The following is an 18,177-nucleotide window of genomic DNA, read 5'->3' on the forward strand; positions in this document are numbered from 1 at the left end:
CTAAATAATATGATGAATGTCAGTAAACGAAAAAAATAAGTAAAATTTAAAATATTTTAAGAGCCTCGTTATAAGCACTTTCGAAAGCCATAGCCTTAATATTGGTACTAACTTTCTGATGGTTAAAATAAGTAATTAACTTTTCAGTAGGCATATTACCTGTAAGTTCATCTTTAGCCATTGGGCAACCTCCATAACCCTTAATTGCTCCATCAAACCTATTGCACCCTGCTTTAAAAGCTGCATCAACTTTTTCAAACCAGGTAGTTGGTGTGGTGTGTAAATGTGCACCAAACTCTATATTTGGATAAGCTGGAATTAAATTAGAAAATAGGTAATCAATAATTTTAGCATCAGAACTACCAATAGTATCGGATAATGAAATAATCTTCACTCCCATTTTAGCTAATTTTTCCGTCCAATTAGCTACAATTTCAACATTCCAAGGATCACCATAAGGATTTCCAAACCCCATAGATAAATAAGCTACTACTTCTTTATTGGTTTTTGTTGCTATATTTAAAATTTCTTCTAAAATAATAGTAGATTGATCAATTGTTTTTCCTGTATTACGCATTTGAAAGTTTTCTGAAATAGAAAATGGGTAACCCAAATAATCTATCTCTTCAAATTTAGAAGCATCTTCTGCTCCACGAATATTTGCAATTATTGCTAAAAGTTTACTAGAAGTAGTACTTAAATCTAATTTTGATAAAACTTCTGCAGTATCTTTCATTTGCGGAATAGCTTTTGGAGATACAAAACTACCAAAATCAATAGTATCAAAACCAACGCGTAATAAAGCATTTATATACTGAGCTTTAGCTTCTGTTGGAATAAAATGCGATTTTATTCCTTGCATAGCATCACGTGGGCACTCAATAATTTTTACTTTTTTCATGGTTGCTCAAATATACAAAACCAATTATGAAAATAATATAAAAAAAGCTATTGCAACAAAAATTAAAACCTTAAACCATTTTATATTTTTTGGAAAAGTTTTGTGGCTTTTTAAATAATTGGATAATTGACCTGATATAATGGAAACTACACTAAAAATTAGTAATGCCTGAGCCATAAAAATAAAACCTAAAACATAAAATTGAATTACTGTATTTTGACTTGAACTGTATAAAAAACCAGGGAAAAAAGCTAAAAAGAAAATAGAAACTTTTGGATTAATTACATTCATTATAAACCCTCTTTTATAAAGTTTCCACGAATTAATCTTAGAAACATTTGCTTCTAATTCTATAACTTCTTTTTCTGTAATGGATTTATAAGCCAAAAACAACAAATACAAGGCTCCAAACACTTTTAGTCCAAAAAACAAGCTTTCCGATTGTTTAATAAGTGCCGAAACTCCAAACGCTACTAAAGATGTGTGAATTATTATGCCTGAAACTAAACCTAATGCGGTAATAATACCATGTTTTTTTCCGTTGGATATACTTTGCATTAATACGTATAATATATCTGGACCTGGCATTAAAGTCAGCAACATAGATACTCCAATAAATGATATAAGAATTTCGTAATTCATTTAATTATTTTCTAATATAGCTCTGTTTATCATTTTAACTAATGATGGACCTTCATAAATAAACCCAGTATAAATTTGAATTAAATCTGCACCAGCATTTAATTTTTCTAAAGCATCTTTTGCGCTATGAATTCCTCCCACTCCAATAATAGTAAATGCTTTATTTGATTTGTTAGCTAAATATCGAATTACTTCGGTGCTTTTATCTTTTATTGGTTTTCCACTTAATCCACCATAACCAATTGCATTTAACATTTCATCAGAAGCTTTTAATCCATCTCTACTAATTGATGTGTTAGTTGCAATTACGCCTTCAATTTTTGTTTTAGTTATAATTTCAATTACTTCATCTAACTGATTTGTATTTAAATCGGGCGCAATTTTTAATAAAATAGGTTTTTGTTTTTTGAATTTTAAACCTTCTTTTTGAATAGTGGTAATAAGTTCTACTAAATAATCTTTATCGGTTAATTTTGCATGACTTCCTACATTTGGGCAACTTACATTCAGTACAAAATAATCTACATAATCATGTAGTTCGTTAAAACATTTTATATAATCATTGGTATAATTTTCAGGTAAAGTTGCAGTGTTTTTACCAATATTTCCACCAATTATTACTTTGTTTTTATTTTTTTTAAGTTGTTTAACTGCAATTTCTACTCCGTTATTATTAAATCCCATTCTATTAATAATACCTTCATCTTTTTTTAAACGAAATAATCTTTTTTTAGGATTTCCTGATTGTGGATTTGGAGTAACCGTACCAATTTCAATAAAACCAAAACCAAAATCAGCTAATTCATTATAAAGCGCTGCATTTTTATCGAAACCGGCTGCTAAACCAACAGGATTTTTAAATGTAAGTCCAAATAATTTTCGTTCTAATTTAGGATTTTCAACGGTAAATAGTTTTCTAACAAGCGCTGAAACTCCTGGAATTTTAAAACTATTTTTAATAAACGAAAAGGTAAAGTGATGAATCTTTTCAGGATCAAACAAAAAGAATAACGGACGAATAATGCTTTTATACATTGAATTTGGTTTATGCAAAAATAAAAAAAACCTTTAGATAAATCTAAAGGTTTAAAATAGTTATTAACGTAAGGTTGCTCCTACATTTTTTTCAAAGGTTTGCTTAAACCTTTCCATTATTTTATCAATTTGCTTATCATTAAGTGTTTTATTTTCATCTTGTAAAATAAAACTTACTGCATACGATTTTTTTCCTTCTGGTAATTTATCTCCTTCATAAACATCAAATAAATCTACTTCTTTTAGCAAGTTTCGCTCAGCTTGATAAGCTAAATTATATATTTCATTAAAAGTAACTTCTTTATCTAATAATAAGGCAAAATCTCTTTTAACCGATGGATATTTAGGTAATAATTTAACTTTCATAGTTGAAGAACCAACTAATTTTAAAACATTTTCCCAATTAAAATCGGCAAATAAAACTTCTTGTTTAATGCCAAATTCTTTTAAAATATGTTTTTTAACCACACCTAAATCCACTAATTTAGTTTTACCTAAACTTAATGTTAACCCTTCAGAAAAAACATCGTTTTTAGTTGGTACAGGTTTTACATTATTAATTCCTAAACGAGATAAAATAGTAGTTACTATACCTTTTAAATAAAAGAAATTTGTGTTTTTAGAAACAGCATTCCAACGTTCTTTATTAGCAGTACCTGAAACAAATAAAGTTAAATGTTTTTGTTCACTTTTTCCATTTTCAAATTGATGATACGTTTTACCAAATTCAAAAAATTTCAAAGAAGTTCTTTTTCTGTTTACATTATATATTACAGATTCTAAACCACTGAATAACAATGATTGACGCATCACACCTAAATCACTACTTAAAGGATTTAATATCTCGATATTATGTTCTTTTTTTAAAGATTCAGATAAAGAAACATAGCTTTCTTTAGTAAGTGAATTTGCCATAGTTTCATAAAAACCAAGGGAAACTAATTGATTTGAAATTAAGTTATTTATTTTAACTTCTTCAAAATCATTAGCAGAAATAGACATATTTAATTTTGGAGAAAATTCAATATTATTATAACCATAAACACGTAATATTTCTTCAATTACATCAGCTTCTCTGGTAACATCTACTCTGTAAGATGGAATAGTTAATCCTAAACCTCCATCTGTAACGCTATTAAATTTAATTTCTAAAGACGCCAAAATGTTTTTAACCGTTTCTCTTGGAATTTCTACTCCAATTATACGATCCATTTTTTCGTAACTTAAAAAAACCTGATGATCTTCAATTTTGTTTGGATATAAATCTACTATTTCAGAAGATATTTTACCGCCAGCAATTTCAATAATTAAATTTGCAGCTCGTTTTAATGCATATTTTGTGAAGTTTACATCAATTCCGCGTTCAAATCGGAAAGAAGCATCCGTATTTAATCCGTGACGTTTAGCTGTTTTTCTAATAGAAACTGGATTAAAATAAGCACTTTCTAAAAATATAGAAGTAGTATTATTGGTAACTCCAGAATCAATTCCTCCAAAAACTCCTGCAATACACATAGGCTCGCTATTAGCATCACAAATCATTAAATCTTCTTCGTGTAATTTTCTTTCTACACCATCTAAAGTTGTAAATTTAGTTCCGTTTGGTAACGTTTTAACTAAAATTTTGTTCCCTTTAACTTTAGCTGCATCAAAAGCGTGTAAAGGTTGACCTAATTCATGCAAAACATAATTGGTTACATCTACTACATTATTAATTGGTGATAAACCTATAGCTTTAAGTCTGTTTTGAAGCCATTCAGGAGAATCTTTTACGGTAATATCTGAAATAGTTACTCCTGCATATCGTGGAGCTTTTTCATTATTTTCAACTTCAACATCAAATTTTAAAGTTCTATCATCTACTCTAAAATCACTTACTGACGGCGAAATTAATTCTATATAAATTTCTTTATGCGCTAAACCTGCACGTAAATCTCTTGCCGTTCCAAAATGGCTCATAGCATCCGCACGGTTTGGAGTTAATCCTATTTCAAAAACTTCATCGGCTTCAATATTAAAAACTTCTGCAGCTTTAGTTCCTGCTTCAATAGAATCTTCTAAAACTAAAATTCCTTCGTGGCTACTTCCTAAACCTAACTCATCTTCAGCGCAAATCATTCCATAACTTTCTTCGCCTCTAATTTTACTTTTTTTAATTTTAAATCCTTCGCCTTTTTCATCGTATAACATAGTTCCAACCGTTGCTACAGGTACTGTTTGACCAACTGCAACATTAGGTGCACCACAAACAATTTGAACAGGAGCTCCATTTCCTAAATCAACAGTAGTTACTTTTAATCTATCTGCATTTGGATGTTGCTCACAGGTAATTACTTTACCTATCACAACTCCTTTTAAACTTCCTTTTATAGATTCAACACGTTCAATGCCTTCAACTTCAAGTCCTAAATCAGTTAACAATTCACCTGTTTTTTCTGCTTCCCAATCAATTTTTAAAAATTGTTTTAACCAATTGTATGATATTTTCATTCTATATTCTTTTTACGATTTGCAAAGATAAAAAATAGAATTCAGTTGTGTTAATAACAGCTGATTTTTTTAATCTATTTCATTTAATAAAATTACAATTATACTTTTTTTAACATTCAAATTCTATTATAAATTGTAATATTAGAATATTATTAATTACTTAACTAACTTCCTTAACATGAAAACTTTTAACTTTATTATTGGTGTTATTTCATTTGTAGCACTCTCTTTTACAGGAAACAATGCTTTTGCACAATTAACTTTGCCAAGAGTAAGTCAACAAGCTAGTGTATCTCAAAAAGTAGGTATAACTACTATAACTATTAATTACTCAAGACCAAGCGTTAAAGGAAGAGAAATATGGGGAAAATTAGTTCCTTATGGGATGAAAAATTTAGGATTTGGCACAGCAAAAGAATCCCCTTGGAGAGCTGGAGCTGATGAAAATACAACTATTTCCTTTTCAGATGATGTTTCTATAGAAGGAAAACCTATTAAAGCTGGTATTTACGGATTGCATATTGTTGCTTACGAAAACAGTGATGCGACCATTATTTTTTCTAATAATTCAACTGCTTGGGGAAGTTTTTTTTACAATCCGAAAGAAGATGCGCTACGTGTTAATGTAAAAACTAAACCTATAAATAACGAGGAATTACTTACTTATGATTTTAGTAAAGTTACCCCAACTTCTACAACTGTATCTTTAAAATGGAGCACCAAAGAAATTCCTTTTAAAATTGAAGTTCCGGTAACAAAAATTGTTATGAATAATATTAGAAAAGAACTTCAAAACTCACCAGGTTTTTCAAATCAAAGTTGGATACAAGCAGCTAATTTTGCTTTAAATAATGGAGGTGATTTAAACAAAGCTTTAGATTGGATAAACAAAGCAATAAGCGGACAATTTTATAGTAAGAAAACAGCAACTAATTTGTTAATTAAATCTAGAATTTTAGCCAAAATGGGTGAACAAGATGCTTCTATTAAAATTTTAGACGAAGCATCATCTATGGCTAATAAACGACAATTAAATGCTATGGGATATCAAATGTTAAATCAAAAACAAAACGATTTAGCTCTTAAGTTTTTTAAGTTAAATGTTAAAAACAATCCATCTGATCCAAACTGCTATGATAGTTTAGGCGAAGCATATAAAATTATTGGAAATAAAAAGAATGCCATTAAAAATTTAAAAAAGGCATTATCCTTAAATCCTCCAGCAAATGTAAAAGCTAATTCCGAAAAATTATTAAGAGAATTGGGTGTGAAAATTTAAATTAATTTAAATGGGTTTTTAGAAGTACTTTTTAGAAACCCATTTTTAACTAATATTTGCCCAAATAGTACTATTTTTTGAAATTTCTTGGTAAGCAATATTAATAAATCTATTTGCAGGTTTTGTAAGAGTAGAATCTTCCTCTAATAAATCAATAGCAACCGTTCGAGCTAATTTTAGCAAATGTGCATCTTTAACAATATCTGCAATTTTCATATTTAAAACGCCGCTTTGTTGAGTTCCCATTAAATTACCTGGTCCGCGTAACTTCAAATCTACTTCTGCAATTTTAAATCCATCACTAGTGCTAACCATTGTGTCTAACCGAATTTTAGCTTCATTAGATAATTTAAAACTAGTCATTAAAATACAATAGCTTTGCTCTGCTCCTCGCCCAACTCTACCACGTAATTGATGTAATTGTGAAAGTCCAAAACGCTCCGCACTTTCTATAACCATAACGCTTGCATTTGGTATATTAACGCCAACTTCTATTACAGTAGTTGCAACCATTATTTGAGTTTCGCCTTTAATAAATCTCTGCATTTCAAACTCTTTGTCTTCCGCTTTCATTTTACCATGAACGATACTAATTTGATACGTTGGTTTAGGAAAATCTCTAGAAATACTTTCGTAACCATCCATTAAATCTTTATAATCCATAGCTTCAGATTCATTAATTAATGGATAAACGATGTAAACTTGTCTTCCTTTGGCTATTTCATCTTTTAAAAACTTAAATACGGAAAGTCTATTTGCATCGTACCGATGTGCAGTTTTAACTTCTTTTCTTCCTGGAGGTAATTCATCAATTACAGAAATATCCAAATCACCATAAACACTCATTGCTAAAGTTCTAGGAATTGGAGTGGCAGTCATTACTAAAATATGCGGTGGCAATTCATTTTTTTTCCAAAGTTTTGAGCGTTGCGCAACACCAAATCGATGTTGTTCATCAATAATGGCAATTCCTAAATTTTTAAATTTTACTTTATCTTCAATTAAAGCGTGTGTTCCTATTAAAATTTGTAAATCTCCAGATTCTAAATCGCTATGAATAATTTTCCGTTCTTTAGTTTTAGTAGATCCTGTTAGTAATTTAACGGTTACATTCATTCCTTTTAAAAGTTCTACAATGGAATTGTAATGTTGTGTTGCCAAAATTTCTGTTGGCGCCATTAACGTTGCTTGATATTTATTATCTAAAGCAATTAACATTACTAACAAAGCTACAATAGTTTTACCAGAGCCTACATCGCCTTGTAATAAGCGATTCATCTGTGCATTTGAACCAATATCTTTTCTAATTTCTTTTAATACTCTTTTTTGCGCATTTGTAAGTTCAAAAGGTAAGTTTTGTTTATAAAACGAATTAAAATATGTGCCAACTTTTTCAAAATTGAAGCCTTTAATTTTGGCTTTTCTTATCATTTTTCTTCTTATAAGTTGTAACTGAATAAAAAATAATTCTTCAAATTTTAAACGCTTTTGTGCTTCTGCTAATAATTCCTGAGTTTTTGGAAAATGTATATTAAATAAGGCTTCGCTTTTGGAAATTAACTGATTATTTTTAATAATATCTTCGGATAAAGTTTCTCTAAATTCTGTTCCAACTTCTTGAAATAAGCTTTGCATAATTTTAGAAATAACTCTATTGCTAATTCCTTTATTAGACAATTTTTCCGTAGAAGGATAAACTGGCTGCATAGCCGTTCTTAAGTTTTTTTTATACGCTGACGCCAACTCCATTTCTGGATGTGCCATAGAATAAAAACCATTAAAATAATTTGTTTTCCCAAAAATTACATACGGGATATTTAACTTTAAAGTATCTTTTATCCATTTAGCACCTCTAAACCAAATTAACTCCATAGTGCCGGTTTCGTCCATAAATGTTGCTACTAAACGGCTTCCTCTTTTTTGTTGTACTGTTTTTAATGAAGTTATTTTACCAACAATTTGTATTTCGGCAGTATTTTGTTGCAATTGATTTATTTTAACAAATTGAGTTCTATCTATATACCTAAACGGAAAAAAATTAATTAAATCCGAATAGGTATGTATCCCTAATTCCGTTTTCAGCAAGTCTGCTCTATTAGGTCCAACACCCTTTAAATACGTTATAGAAGTATGTAAATTAGTAATCACTTTAACATTTAAAAATACGAAGATACACTTTCAAATTACTAATTACAATTACAATTTAAGTACCAACAAATATTGTATCTTTGCACTCTTAATTTTTTTATAATGAGATTACACAGAAATTTAGTATTTACAGTAATAGATTCCATAAAATTAATTTTTAATGAGGGAGAATACGCCGATAAAGTTGTTCAAAAAGCATTAAAAAGAGATGCTCGTTGGGGTGCAAGAGATAGAAAATTTGTTGCGGAAACTATTTATGAAATGGTAAGATGGAAACGTTTGTACAATGAAATTGCTGGGACAAAATCTCATTATTCTACGGAAAATGTATGGAAAAATTTTGCAGTGTTTGCTGTTTTAAAAGGATATAATTTACCAGATTGGAATCAATTACAAGGAGTTCCTAAAAGAAGAATTAAAGGTAAATTTGATGAACTTCAAAAAATAAGAATTTTTAAAGAATCTATTCCGGATTGGTTAGACGAATTGGGAATTAAAGAATTAGGCGAAAGCAACTGGGTTAATGAAGTTACAGCGCTAAACAAACAAGCAGATGTAGTTTTACGAACAAATACTTTAAAAACCACAAAAGCAAATTTGCAAAAAAGATTAGCCGAAGAAGGTATTGAAACCATTTTTATTGATGGTTATACAGATGCTTTAAAACTAGTAGAAAGAGCTAATGTGTTTAGAACTAAATGTTTTAAAGAAGGTTTATTTGAAGTACAAGATGCATCTTCTCAATTAGTAGCTGATTTTTTAGAAGTAAAACCGGGAATGCGTGTAATTGACACTTGTGCTGGTGCTGGTGGTAAAACATTGCATCTAGCATCTTTAATGGAAAATAAGGGTCAAATTACAGCTTGTGATATTTACGAGAGTAAATTAAAGAAACTTAAAATTAGAACTAGAAGATCTGGAGCTTTTAATATAACTACAAAAGTAATTAAATCCTCTAAAGTGATGAAAAAGATGAAAAACACAGCTGATAGAGTTTTAATTGATGCTCCTTGTAGTGGAATTGGAGTATTAAAACGTAATCCAGATAGCAAATGGAAACTTCAACCTGAGTTTATAGAGAATATTAAAAAAACACAAGCTGAAATATTAGAAAATTATGCTGCTTTAGTTAAAAATGGTGGACAATTAGTGTATGCAACTTGCTCTATTTTACCCTCTGAAAACGAAAATCAAGTAACAAATTTCTTAAAAAATCATCCTGAATTTGAATTTATAAAAGAAAATAAAGTTTCTGCATACAAATCTGGATTTGATGGGTTTTATATGGCTTTGTTGAAAAGAGTTAAATAATTGAAACTCCATTTAAATCCGTAGTAAGTACATCACTCATATAATTTAAAAACGGACGTAAGGCTCTAAAAGAATTATCTACTTCATTTAAGAAATTAGGAGATAATACTTCTGCATCTGAAAAATTACGAACTGCTATAAATTGTTTCATCCGAATTAAATCTATATCCGGATGTTCTTTATCGAAACCTCTTGGAGCAGTTTTTAAAGAATTCCCTTTTAAATTACCAAAATACTTTTTGAAATTTGGTTCAGCTATTATTTTACGTATTTCAACAGCATCCATTTCAAATTCTTTACGAATACGAAACAAATCTTCTTTATTTGGATCCCAAAATCCACCTGCTAAAAAACTATTATTTGGACTAATTTGAAGATAATAGCCTCCTCTTCTACTTTTTGTAGCACGTACAAAATGACCTGAAAAATGTGTTTTATAAGGTTCTTTATTTTTTGAAAAGCGAACATCTCTATAAATACGAAACATTTTTAAACTTTCAATGCTATCGTGTTTTTTAAAATTTTCCAAAATAGCTTTAAAAAATGTTTCTACTATTTGCTTTTCGACTAAAAATTCAGATTTATGAGACGCAAACCATTCTCTATTGTTATTAGTTTTTAGTTTTGTAAGTATTTCTAAATTTGATTTTTGTAACATCTTATTCCTTTTTTAATCGATCGGCAACGTATTCTACTTGGGTTTTACCATGTGGTGATGGTTTTCCATTTTCGTCTAAATTAACTAATACTATGCTTTCTATAGCAATTATGGTTTCTTGAGTCATTTTATTACGAACTTCGCAACGTAAATTAATAGATGTTCTTCCAAATTTTACAACTTGTATTCCAATTTCAATAATATCTCCTTGCTTAGCAGAACTTATAAAATTAATTTCAGTCATAAATTTAGTTACCACTTTCTGATTATTAAATTGAATGCAGGTATACAAAGCTGCTTCTTCATCTATCCATGACAATAATTTTCCTCCAAATAAAGATCCGTTTGGGTTTAAATCTTCTGGTTTTACCCACTTTCTAGTATGAAATTTCATTTTTTTGTTTTATAAAATTATTAAATATTATTTTTCTCTTTGCTTTAAAATAGTTTCAATATCTTTTAAAGAAAACCCTTTTGCTTGTAACAAAATTAAAAAGTGAAATAACAAATCGGCTCCTTCATTTAAAAATAAATTGTCATTATTGTCTTTCGCCTCTATTACAACTTCCACGGCTTCTTCTCCCACTTTTTGAGCAATTTTATTAATACCTTTTTCAAACAAAGAAGCAACATAGCTTTTTGATGAGTTAGCTTCTTTTCTCCTACTTTTTATAACATTTTCAAGTTTGGTTAAAAATCCGAATGTTTGTTTATTTTTTTCATTCCAACACGTATCAGATCCTTTGTGACAAGTTGGCCCAACTGGATTTACCTTAATTAATAACGTATCATTATCACAATCATTTTTTATAGAAACTACATTTAAATAATTTCCACTTTCTTCACCTTTTGTCCATAATCTGTTTTTTGTACGGCTAAAAAAAGTAGCTTTTTTAATTTCCAAAGTTTTTTCATAAGCTTCGAAATTCATAAAACCAAGCATTAATACATTTTTGGTAACAGCATCTTGAATGATTGCCGGAACCAAACCATTTTCATATTTATTAAAATCTATTGTCATAATCTAACAGGAATTTTATTTTTTTTAAGTTCTTTTTTTAAATCTATTATATCAATTTCTTTATAATGAAAAACACTTGCTGCCAACGCTGCATCTGCTTTTCCATTTGTAAAAGCATCAACAAAATGATGCATTGTTCCTGCTCCTCCTGAAGCAATAATTGGAATATTTACCAAACCACTCAATTTTTTTAAAGCCTCATTTGCAAAACCATTTTTTGTACCATCATGATTCATTGAAGTGAATAAAATTTCACCAGCACCTCGTTGTTCAACTTCCTTAGCCCAATCAAATAATTTGATTTCAGTTGGTACTTTTCCCCCAACCAAATGTACAAACCATTCCCCATCTATTTGTTTAGCATCAATAGCAACAACCACACATTGACTACCAAATTTTGCCGTTAATTCATTTATTAACTCAGGATTTTTAACTGCAGAAGAATTTATAGAAATTTTATCAGCACCTGAATTTAGTAATATTTCTACATCTTCAACAGATGAAATTCCACCACCAACCGTAAACGGAATATTTATGGTTGTTGCAACTTGCAATACTAAATCAACTAATGTTTTTCTACGCTCTTCTGTTGCTGATATATCTAGAAAAACCAATTCATCCGCACCATTTTTTGCGTAATTTTCGGCTAATTCAACCGGATCACCAGCATCTTGTAAATCTAAAAAGTTGACTCCTTTTACAGTTCTACCATTTTTTATATCTAAACACGGAATTATCCTCTTTGTTAACATTTTAATTGTTTAAAATAAATTTTTCAATTTCCTTCATACTAATTCTATTCTCATAAATTGCTTTTCCAATAATGGTTCCCTCACAACCCATTTCAGCCAGTTTTGGCAATTCTTCAAAAGTTGAAATTCCGCCAGAAGTAATTAATTTTATATTTTTAGTTTCATTCAATATTTTTTGATATAAATCAAATGAGGGACCTTGCAACATACCATCTTTAGAAATATCCGTACAAATTACATAACTAACTCCTTCATTTTCATGTTTTTGAATAAAAGGAATCAGATTTTCCTCAGAACTTTCTAGCCAACCACTTACAGCTACTTTTTCATCTTTGGCATCGGCTCCTAAAATAATTTTATCCGCTCCATAAAGTTGTAACCAATTTTTAAAAATAGCAGGATTTTTAACTGCTATACTTCCTCCTGTAATTTGATTTGCTCCACTTTCAAAAGCAACTCTTAAATCTTCATTCGACTTCAAACCTCCACCAAAATCAATTTTTAAATTAGTATTTAAAGCTATATTTTCTAGCACTTTATAATTTACAATATGACTTGCTTTTGCTCCATCTAAATCTACCAAATGCAAATAGTTAACGCCGTGATCTTCAAATAGTTTAGCAATTTCTAGCGGATTTTCATTATATATAATTTTAGTAGCATAATCTCCTTTTGAAAGTCGTACACATTTGCCATCTATAATATCTATTGCTGGAATTATTCTCATAGCTATAATTCTAAAAAGTTCTTCAAAATTTGTGCACCAGAAAAACTACTTTTTTCAGGATGAAATTGAGTTCCGTAAAAATTATCTTTTTGCATTGCTGAAGTGTATTTTACACCATAACCAGTGGTTGCAATAGTTTCAATGTTTAATGGAACATAATAACTGTGCACTAAATACATAAATTCCTTTTCTTTTATTCCTTTAAATAAATCGGATTTTAAATTTTCAATTTGATTCCATCCTATTTGAGGAATTTTAACACTATCTTCAAATTTAACAACATCAACATCAAAAATTCCTAATCCTTTGGTATTGCCTTCTTCACAATAATTACACATTAATTGCATTCCTAAACAAATTCCTAATACTGGTTGTTTTAACGTTGGGATTAGTTGATCTAAACCAGACATTTTAAGTTTTTGCATTGCACTACTTGCTTCTCCTACACCTGGAAAAATGATTTTATCCGCTTCTTTAATTTCTTTTGGACTATCTGATAAAATAGCTTCAAAGCCTAATCGCTGGATAGCAAATTTTATTGACTGTATATTACCAGCTCCGTAATTTATAATTACAATTTTCATTACAACATTCCTTTTGTACTTGGTAAAATCATTTTTTCTGTATCGCGTTTTACTGCAGCTTTAATTGACTTTGCAAAAGCTTTAAAAATAGCTTCGATTTTATGATGCTCATTAGTGCCTTCAGCTTTAATATTTAAATTACATTTTGCACTATCAGTAAAAGATTTAAATAAATGATAAAACATTTCTGTAGGCATTTCACCAATTTTTTCTCGTTTAAATTCGGCATCCCAAACCAACCAATTTCTTCCTCCAAAATCTATAGCAACCTGAGCTAAACAATCATCCATTGGCAAACAAAATCCGTAACGTTCAATTCCTAACTTGTTTCCTATTGCTTTTGAAAAAGCTTCACCTAAAGCTATCATTGTATCTTCAATAGTATGGTGTTCATCCACTTCTAAATCGCCTTTAACTTTAATTGTTACATCCATATTTCCGTGACGCGCAATTTGGTCGAGCATGTGGTCGAAGAAAGCTATTCCCGTTGAAATATCACTTTTACCAGTTCCATCAATATTTAATACAATCTGAATTTGGGTTTCCTTTGTATTTCTTATAATTTCAGCAGTACGATTTTCTAATTTTAGAAATTCATAAATTTTTTGCCAATCACTAGTTTCTAAAGTGATAAAAGGTTTTAAATCATGTTCTTTAACCGAAATTTCAGAAGTACCTAAATTAGTATTCGTATTTAAGTAAATTCCTTTTGAACCTAAATTTTTAGCCAATTCCACATCTGTTAATCTATCACCAATTACAAATGAATTTTCTAAATCATAATCTTCTGAAAAATATTCTGTTAATAATCCAGTTTTTGGTTTTCTAGTTGGCGCATTTTCACTTGGATACGTTTTATCAATAAATATCTTTTTAAAAACAACACCTTCATTTTCAAAACTTTTAATTACAAAATTTTGAACTGGCCAAAAAGTTTCTTCTGGGTAAGATACTGTACCTAAGCCATCTTGATTGGTAACCATAACTAATTCAAAATCAAGATTCTTTGCTATTTTTGCTAAATATTGAAACACTTTTGGATAAAAAAATAATTTTTCAAAAGCATCAATTTGCTCATCAAAAGGCTCTAATATTAAAGTTCCATCTCTATCTATAAACAACACTCTTTTCTTCATTTTAAATTTCTTTTAATGCGTTAATCAGCAATTTTGTTTCTCTTTTTGTTCCAACAGTTAAGCGTAATGTATTTTTACAAAGTGGTTGTGTGGCTCTATTTCTAATTACAATACCTTTTTCTAATAATTGATTATATCTTTTACTAGCATTATCAACTTTTATCAATACAAAATTTGCATCAGTTGGATAAATTTTTTCAACAAATGAAATTTCGCTCAATTTTGTAATCAATTTATTCCTTTGTTTTAAAATTTTATTGACTTCTTTCTTTACTTTAGTTGGATTTAATACTCTTTTTAAAGCTTTTTGTTGGGTTAAAGCATTTACATTATAAGGTGGTTTAATTCTATTTAGAATTGAAATAATTTCTTCGGAAGCATAACAAATTCCTAATCTAATTCCCGCCATTCCATAGGCTTTTGATAGAGTTTGAACAATTACCAAATTAGGAAATTCGTTCAATTTTTTTAACCAACTTTTTTTTGAGGAAAAATCAATATAAGCTTCATCTATTATTATCAATCCTTTAAAAGATTGTAATAATGTTTCTATATTTTTTTCTAAAAATGAGTTACCTGTTGGATTATTTGGTGAACATAAAAATAATAGTTTGGTATTTTCATCTGCTTTAGAAATGATTTCATTTATGTTAGGTTCAAATTCAGTTGTTAATAAAACTTCTCTGTTTTCAACAGCATTAATTTCGGCTAAAACCTTATACATTCCATAAGTTGGAGGTAACGTAATTATGTTGTCAACTTTTGGTTCGCAAAATGCTCTAAAAAGTAAATCCAACACTTCATCACTGCCATTTCCTAAAAGTATTTGAGTAGTTAACACATTTTTTAAAAAGGATAATTCTTTTTTCAATTCCAACTGTTGTGGATCTGGATAACGATTTACACCATTATCAAACGGATTTTCATTAGCATCTAAAAAAATCATTTCTCGCTCCGTATTACTAAATTCATCACGAGCGGAAGAATAAGGTTGCAATACCTTAATATTTTCTCTAACTAATTGTTGCTCAATTTTCATGACTGATTTTTTAAGCTATTTAATCGTAATGTAACGGCGTTTTTATGCGCTTGTAAACCTTCAGCTTCTGCTAAAATTTCAATAGATTTTCCAATATTTTGAATTCCAACTTCAGAAATTTCCTGAAATGAAATGGTTTTTAAAAAGGCATCTAAATTTACCCCTGAATATGCTTTTGCATAACCATTGGTTGGTAATGTATGATTGGTTCCTGAAGCATAATCTCCAGCACTTTCAGGAGTATAATTTCCAATAAAAACTGAACCTGCATTTTGGATTCCGTTTATATAAAAATCATTTTTATTTGTACAAACAATAAAATGTTCTGGACCATATTCATTGATTAATTCAAGAGCTAATTCTTTTGCGGATATATAAATTAATTTGGAATTTTCAATGGCTTTTTCTGCAATTGCTTTTCTTGGAAGCACTTTTATTTGCATTTCTATTTCCTTTTCAACTTCTTTAATTTTTTCTTCTGATGTTGACACTAAAATTACTTGACTATCCACTCCATGTTCAGCTTGGCTCAACAAATCAGAAGCTACAAAACTTGCATCTGAAGTTTCGTCTGCCATCACCAATAATTCGCTTGGCCCAGCCGGCATATCAATTGCAACTCCAAATTTTGTTGCCAATTGTTTTGCTGTTGTAACATATTGATTACCAGGACCAAATATTTTATAAACTTTTGGAATGGATTCTGTTCCAAAAGTAAGAGCAGCAATTGCCTGGATTCCTCCTACTTTTAAAATTTTAGTAACTCCACATTGCTGAGCTGCATATAAAATAGCTGGATTAATTTCCCCTTGTTTATTAGTTGGAGTTGCCAACACAATTTCATTGCATCCTGCTATTTTTGCAGGAATTGCCAACATTAAAACACTTGAGAAAAGCGGTGCTGTTCCTCCCGGAATATACAAACCAACTTTTTGAATAGGTCGTTTTTCTTGCCAACAAACAACTCCTTTAGTAGTTTCGACCATAATTTTAGAAGTTTTTTGGGCTTCGTGAAATTTAGTAATATTATCTTTTGAAACTTGTATTGCTTGTTTTAATTCCTCAGAAACTGATTTTTCAGCAGCTTTAAATTCATTTTCAGTAACAAAAAAGGATTTCAAAGAGACTCCATCAAAAATTGAAGAATATCGTTTTACACCTTCATCACCATTTCGTTTTACATCTTCAAAAATAGCAGTAACTGTTTCTTCTATTGCTGCAACAGACTTTGAAGGTCGTTTTAGAATATTTGACCATTCAACTTTTGGAGGATTATTAATTTTTTTCATTTTTTATAAATTTTATAAAACCATTTTTTCAATTGGAACCACTAATAAGCCTTCTGCACCAAGAGTTTTTAACTCATCAATTACTTCCCAAAAAGTATCTTTAGCAATTACTGTGTGAATGGAACTCCATCCTTCTTCAGCCAATGGCAAAACTGTTGGACTGCGCATTCCTGGTAAAATTTTAATAATATCTTGAATTTTGTCATTCGGTGCATTCATTAAAATATAGCGTGATTTTCTAGCTTTTAACACCGCTTGAATTCTAAATTGCAACGTATTTAATATTTTCTGCCTCTCCTCTGAAATAATTGGTGAAGCAGCCAAAACAGCTTCACTTTTCAAAAAAACTTCTACTTCTTTTAAATTGTTTTTAAACAAGGTACTTCCACTTGAAACAATATCAACAATTGCATCTGCTAATCCTATATTTGGAGCAATTTCTACAGAGCCATTTATTAAGTGAATATCTGGCGTAACATTAAATTTTGCGAAATATTCTTTTACAGTATTTGGATAAGAAGTCGCAATTTTTTTACCGTTTAAATCTTGAATACTTTTGTATTTGTTATTTTTTGGAATTGCCAAAGAAACTCGACATTTAGAAAACCCTAACCGTTCTACAATTTGGATATCTTTGCCTTTTTCTATCAATAAATTTTCTCCAATAATTGCAATATCAACTACGCCATCACGCAAATATTGTGGAATATCACTATTGCGCAAATACAAAACTTCTAACGGGAAATTGCTTGCTGAAGCCTTTAACTGATCTTTACCATTTTCAATATAAATACCAGCATCTTTTAAAATCTGCAGAGATTCCTTATTCAGTCTACCGTCTTTTTGTACGGCAATTTTAAGTTTACTCATTTTTTTACTTATTAATGTTGAGTAAATAAACGGTTGGTTATAACAAAAAACCCGTTTGATTTACTCAAACGGGTTTTTAAAATATATTTTAAATAAAATCAATACATTATCATTTCGCTTGAGTACAAGTTTTGAAATGACGATGATGTAATTGATTAGTATTCATTTGTCTAATTTTATGCGAATATATAAAATTATTTAGATGCCTTGATATAATTTAATGCTATTTTTTACGTAAACGTTTGAAATTGTTAAATAATTAACACTGTGATATTTTTTGTCTCAATTTTTAATT

At 29.4% G+C, this 18,177-nt stretch carries 17 protein-coding genes; 2 read left to right on the top strand and 15 right to left on the bottom strand.

Annotated elements, in window-relative coordinates:
• Positions 1 to 46: 46 nt before the first annotated feature.
• The 4 genes from R3342_RS01535 to pheT form a co-directional block, all read right to left on the bottom strand.
• Positions 47 to 901 (bottom strand): hydroxymethylglutaryl-CoA lyase, encoded by an 855-nt coding sequence (locus R3342_RS01535; protein ID WP_318937898.1) that lies wholly within the window; start codon positions 899 to 901, stop codon positions 47 to 49.
• A gap of 24 nt (positions 902 to 925) precedes the next feature.
• A complete protein-coding gene (locus R3342_RS01540; RefSeq protein ID WP_318937899.1) occupies positions 926 to 1,543 on the bottom strand; it encodes a LysE family translocator in 618 nt (205 codons plus the stop codon).
• Positions 1,544 to 2,578 carry a quinone-dependent dihydroorotate dehydrogenase gene (locus tag R3342_RS01545; protein ID WP_318937900.1) on the bottom strand — a complete coding sequence of 345 codons (1,035 nt, stop codon included), beginning with the start codon at positions 2,576 to 2,578 and terminating at the stop codon, positions 1,544 to 1,546.
• Positions 2,579 to 2,641: 63 nt separating this feature from the next.
• Positions 2,642 to 5,068 carry a phenylalanine--tRNA ligase subunit beta gene (gene pheT / locus R3342_RS01550; RefSeq protein WP_318937901.1) on the bottom strand — a complete coding sequence of 809 codons (2,427 nt, stop codon included), beginning with the start codon at positions 5,066 to 5,068 and terminating at the stop codon, positions 2,642 to 2,644.
• A 178-nt stretch (positions 5,069 to 5,246) separates the two neighbouring features.
• On the opposite strand from pheT, the gene R3342_RS01555 reads away from it, so the two are divergent.
• Positions 5,247 to 6,347, top strand: coding sequence for a DUF2911 domain-containing protein (locus R3342_RS01555; protein WP_318937902.1), 1,101 nt, complete (start codon positions 5,247 to 5,249; stop codon positions 6,345 to 6,347).
• A gap of 45 nt (positions 6,348 to 6,392) precedes the next feature.
• Here R3342_RS01555 and recG read toward each other — a convergent pair whose 3' ends face one another.
• A complete protein-coding gene (gene recG, locus R3342_RS01560) occupies positions 6,393 to 8,495 on the bottom strand; it encodes an ATP-dependent DNA helicase RecG (protein ID WP_318937903.1) in 2,103 nt (700 codons plus the stop codon).
• 102 nt (positions 8,496 to 8,597) lie between these two features.
• On the opposite strand from recG, the gene R3342_RS01565 reads away from it, so the two are divergent.
• Positions 8,598 to 9,806, top strand: coding sequence for an RsmB/NOP family class I SAM-dependent RNA methyltransferase (locus R3342_RS01565; protein WP_318937904.1), 1,209 nt, complete (start codon positions 8,598 to 8,600; stop codon positions 9,804 to 9,806).
• Here R3342_RS01565 and R3342_RS01570 read toward each other — a convergent pair.
• The 10 genes from R3342_RS01570 to hisG are packed head-to-tail and all read right to left on the bottom strand — an operon-like array spanning position 9,799 to position 17,882.
• The gene (locus R3342_RS01570; RefSeq protein ID WP_318937905.1) at positions 9,799 to 10,464 is read right to left on the bottom strand and encodes a DUF2461 domain-containing protein; all 666 of its coding nucleotides are present in this window, start codon (positions 10,462 to 10,464) and stop codon (positions 9,799 to 9,801) included. The two genes, R3342_RS01565 and R3342_RS01570, sit on opposite strands and share 8 nt — an antisense overlap.
• Before the next feature lies 1 nt (position 10,465).
• Complete coding sequence (locus R3342_RS01575; RefSeq protein WP_318937906.1) at positions 10,466 to 10,858, bottom strand: acyl-CoA thioesterase; 393 nt, start codon at positions 10,856 to 10,858, stop codon at positions 10,466 to 10,468.
• 27 nt (positions 10,859 to 10,885) lie between these two features.
• Positions 10,886 to 11,485, bottom strand: coding sequence for a bifunctional phosphoribosyl-AMP cyclohydrolase/phosphoribosyl-ATP diphosphatase HisIE (hisIE, locus tag R3342_RS01580; RefSeq protein ID WP_318937907.1), 600 nt, complete (start codon positions 11,483 to 11,485; stop codon positions 10,886 to 10,888).
• On the bottom strand, positions 11,482 to 12,237 hold the full coding sequence (gene hisF, locus R3342_RS01585; RefSeq protein WP_318937908.1) for an imidazole glycerol phosphate synthase subunit HisF: 756 nt from the start codon (positions 12,235 to 12,237) through the stop codon (positions 11,482 to 11,484). The genes hisIE and hisF overlap by 4 nt, the downstream gene beginning before the upstream one ends.
• Before the next feature lies 1 nt (position 12,238).
• Entirely contained in the window at positions 12,239 to 12,964 is a 726-nt protein-coding gene (gene hisA / locus R3342_RS01590) for a 1-(5-phosphoribosyl)-5-[(5-phosphoribosylamino)methylideneamino]imidazole-4-carboxamide isomerase (RefSeq protein ID WP_318937909.1), read from the bottom strand.
• A gap of 2 nt (positions 12,965 to 12,966) precedes the next feature.
• The gene (gene hisH, locus R3342_RS01595; RefSeq protein ID WP_318937910.1) at positions 12,967 to 13,548 is read right to left on the bottom strand and encodes an imidazole glycerol phosphate synthase subunit HisH; all 582 of its coding nucleotides are present in this window, start codon (positions 13,546 to 13,548) and stop codon (positions 12,967 to 12,969) included.
• Positions 13,548 to 14,684, bottom strand: coding sequence for a bifunctional histidinol-phosphatase/imidazoleglycerol-phosphate dehydratase HisB (gene hisB, locus R3342_RS01600; protein WP_318937911.1), 1,137 nt, complete (start codon positions 14,682 to 14,684; stop codon positions 13,548 to 13,550). The genes hisH and hisB overlap by 1 nt, the downstream gene beginning before the upstream one ends.
• Before the next feature lies 1 nt (position 14,685).
• A complete protein-coding gene (gene hisC, locus R3342_RS01605; protein ID WP_318937912.1) occupies positions 14,686 to 15,723 on the bottom strand; it encodes a histidinol-phosphate transaminase in 1,038 nt (345 codons plus the stop codon).
• Positions 15,720 to 17,012 carry a histidinol dehydrogenase gene (gene hisD / locus R3342_RS01610; RefSeq protein WP_318937913.1) on the bottom strand — a complete coding sequence of 431 codons (1,293 nt, stop codon included), beginning with the start codon at positions 17,010 to 17,012 and terminating at the stop codon, positions 15,720 to 15,722. The genes hisC and hisD overlap by 4 nt, the downstream gene beginning before the upstream one ends.
• Before the next feature lie 12 nt (positions 17,013 to 17,024).
• Positions 17,025 to 17,882 carry an ATP phosphoribosyltransferase gene (gene hisG, locus R3342_RS01615; RefSeq protein ID WP_318937914.1) on the bottom strand — a complete coding sequence of 286 codons (858 nt, stop codon included), beginning with the start codon at positions 17,880 to 17,882 and terminating at the stop codon, positions 17,025 to 17,027.
• Between the last annotated feature and the right edge of the window lie 295 nt (positions 17,883 to 18,177).

This window comes from Lutibacter sp. (assembly GCF_033723435.1).
Classification (GTDB): domain Bacteria; phylum Bacteroidota; class Bacteroidia; order Flavobacteriales; family Flavobacteriaceae; genus Lutibacter.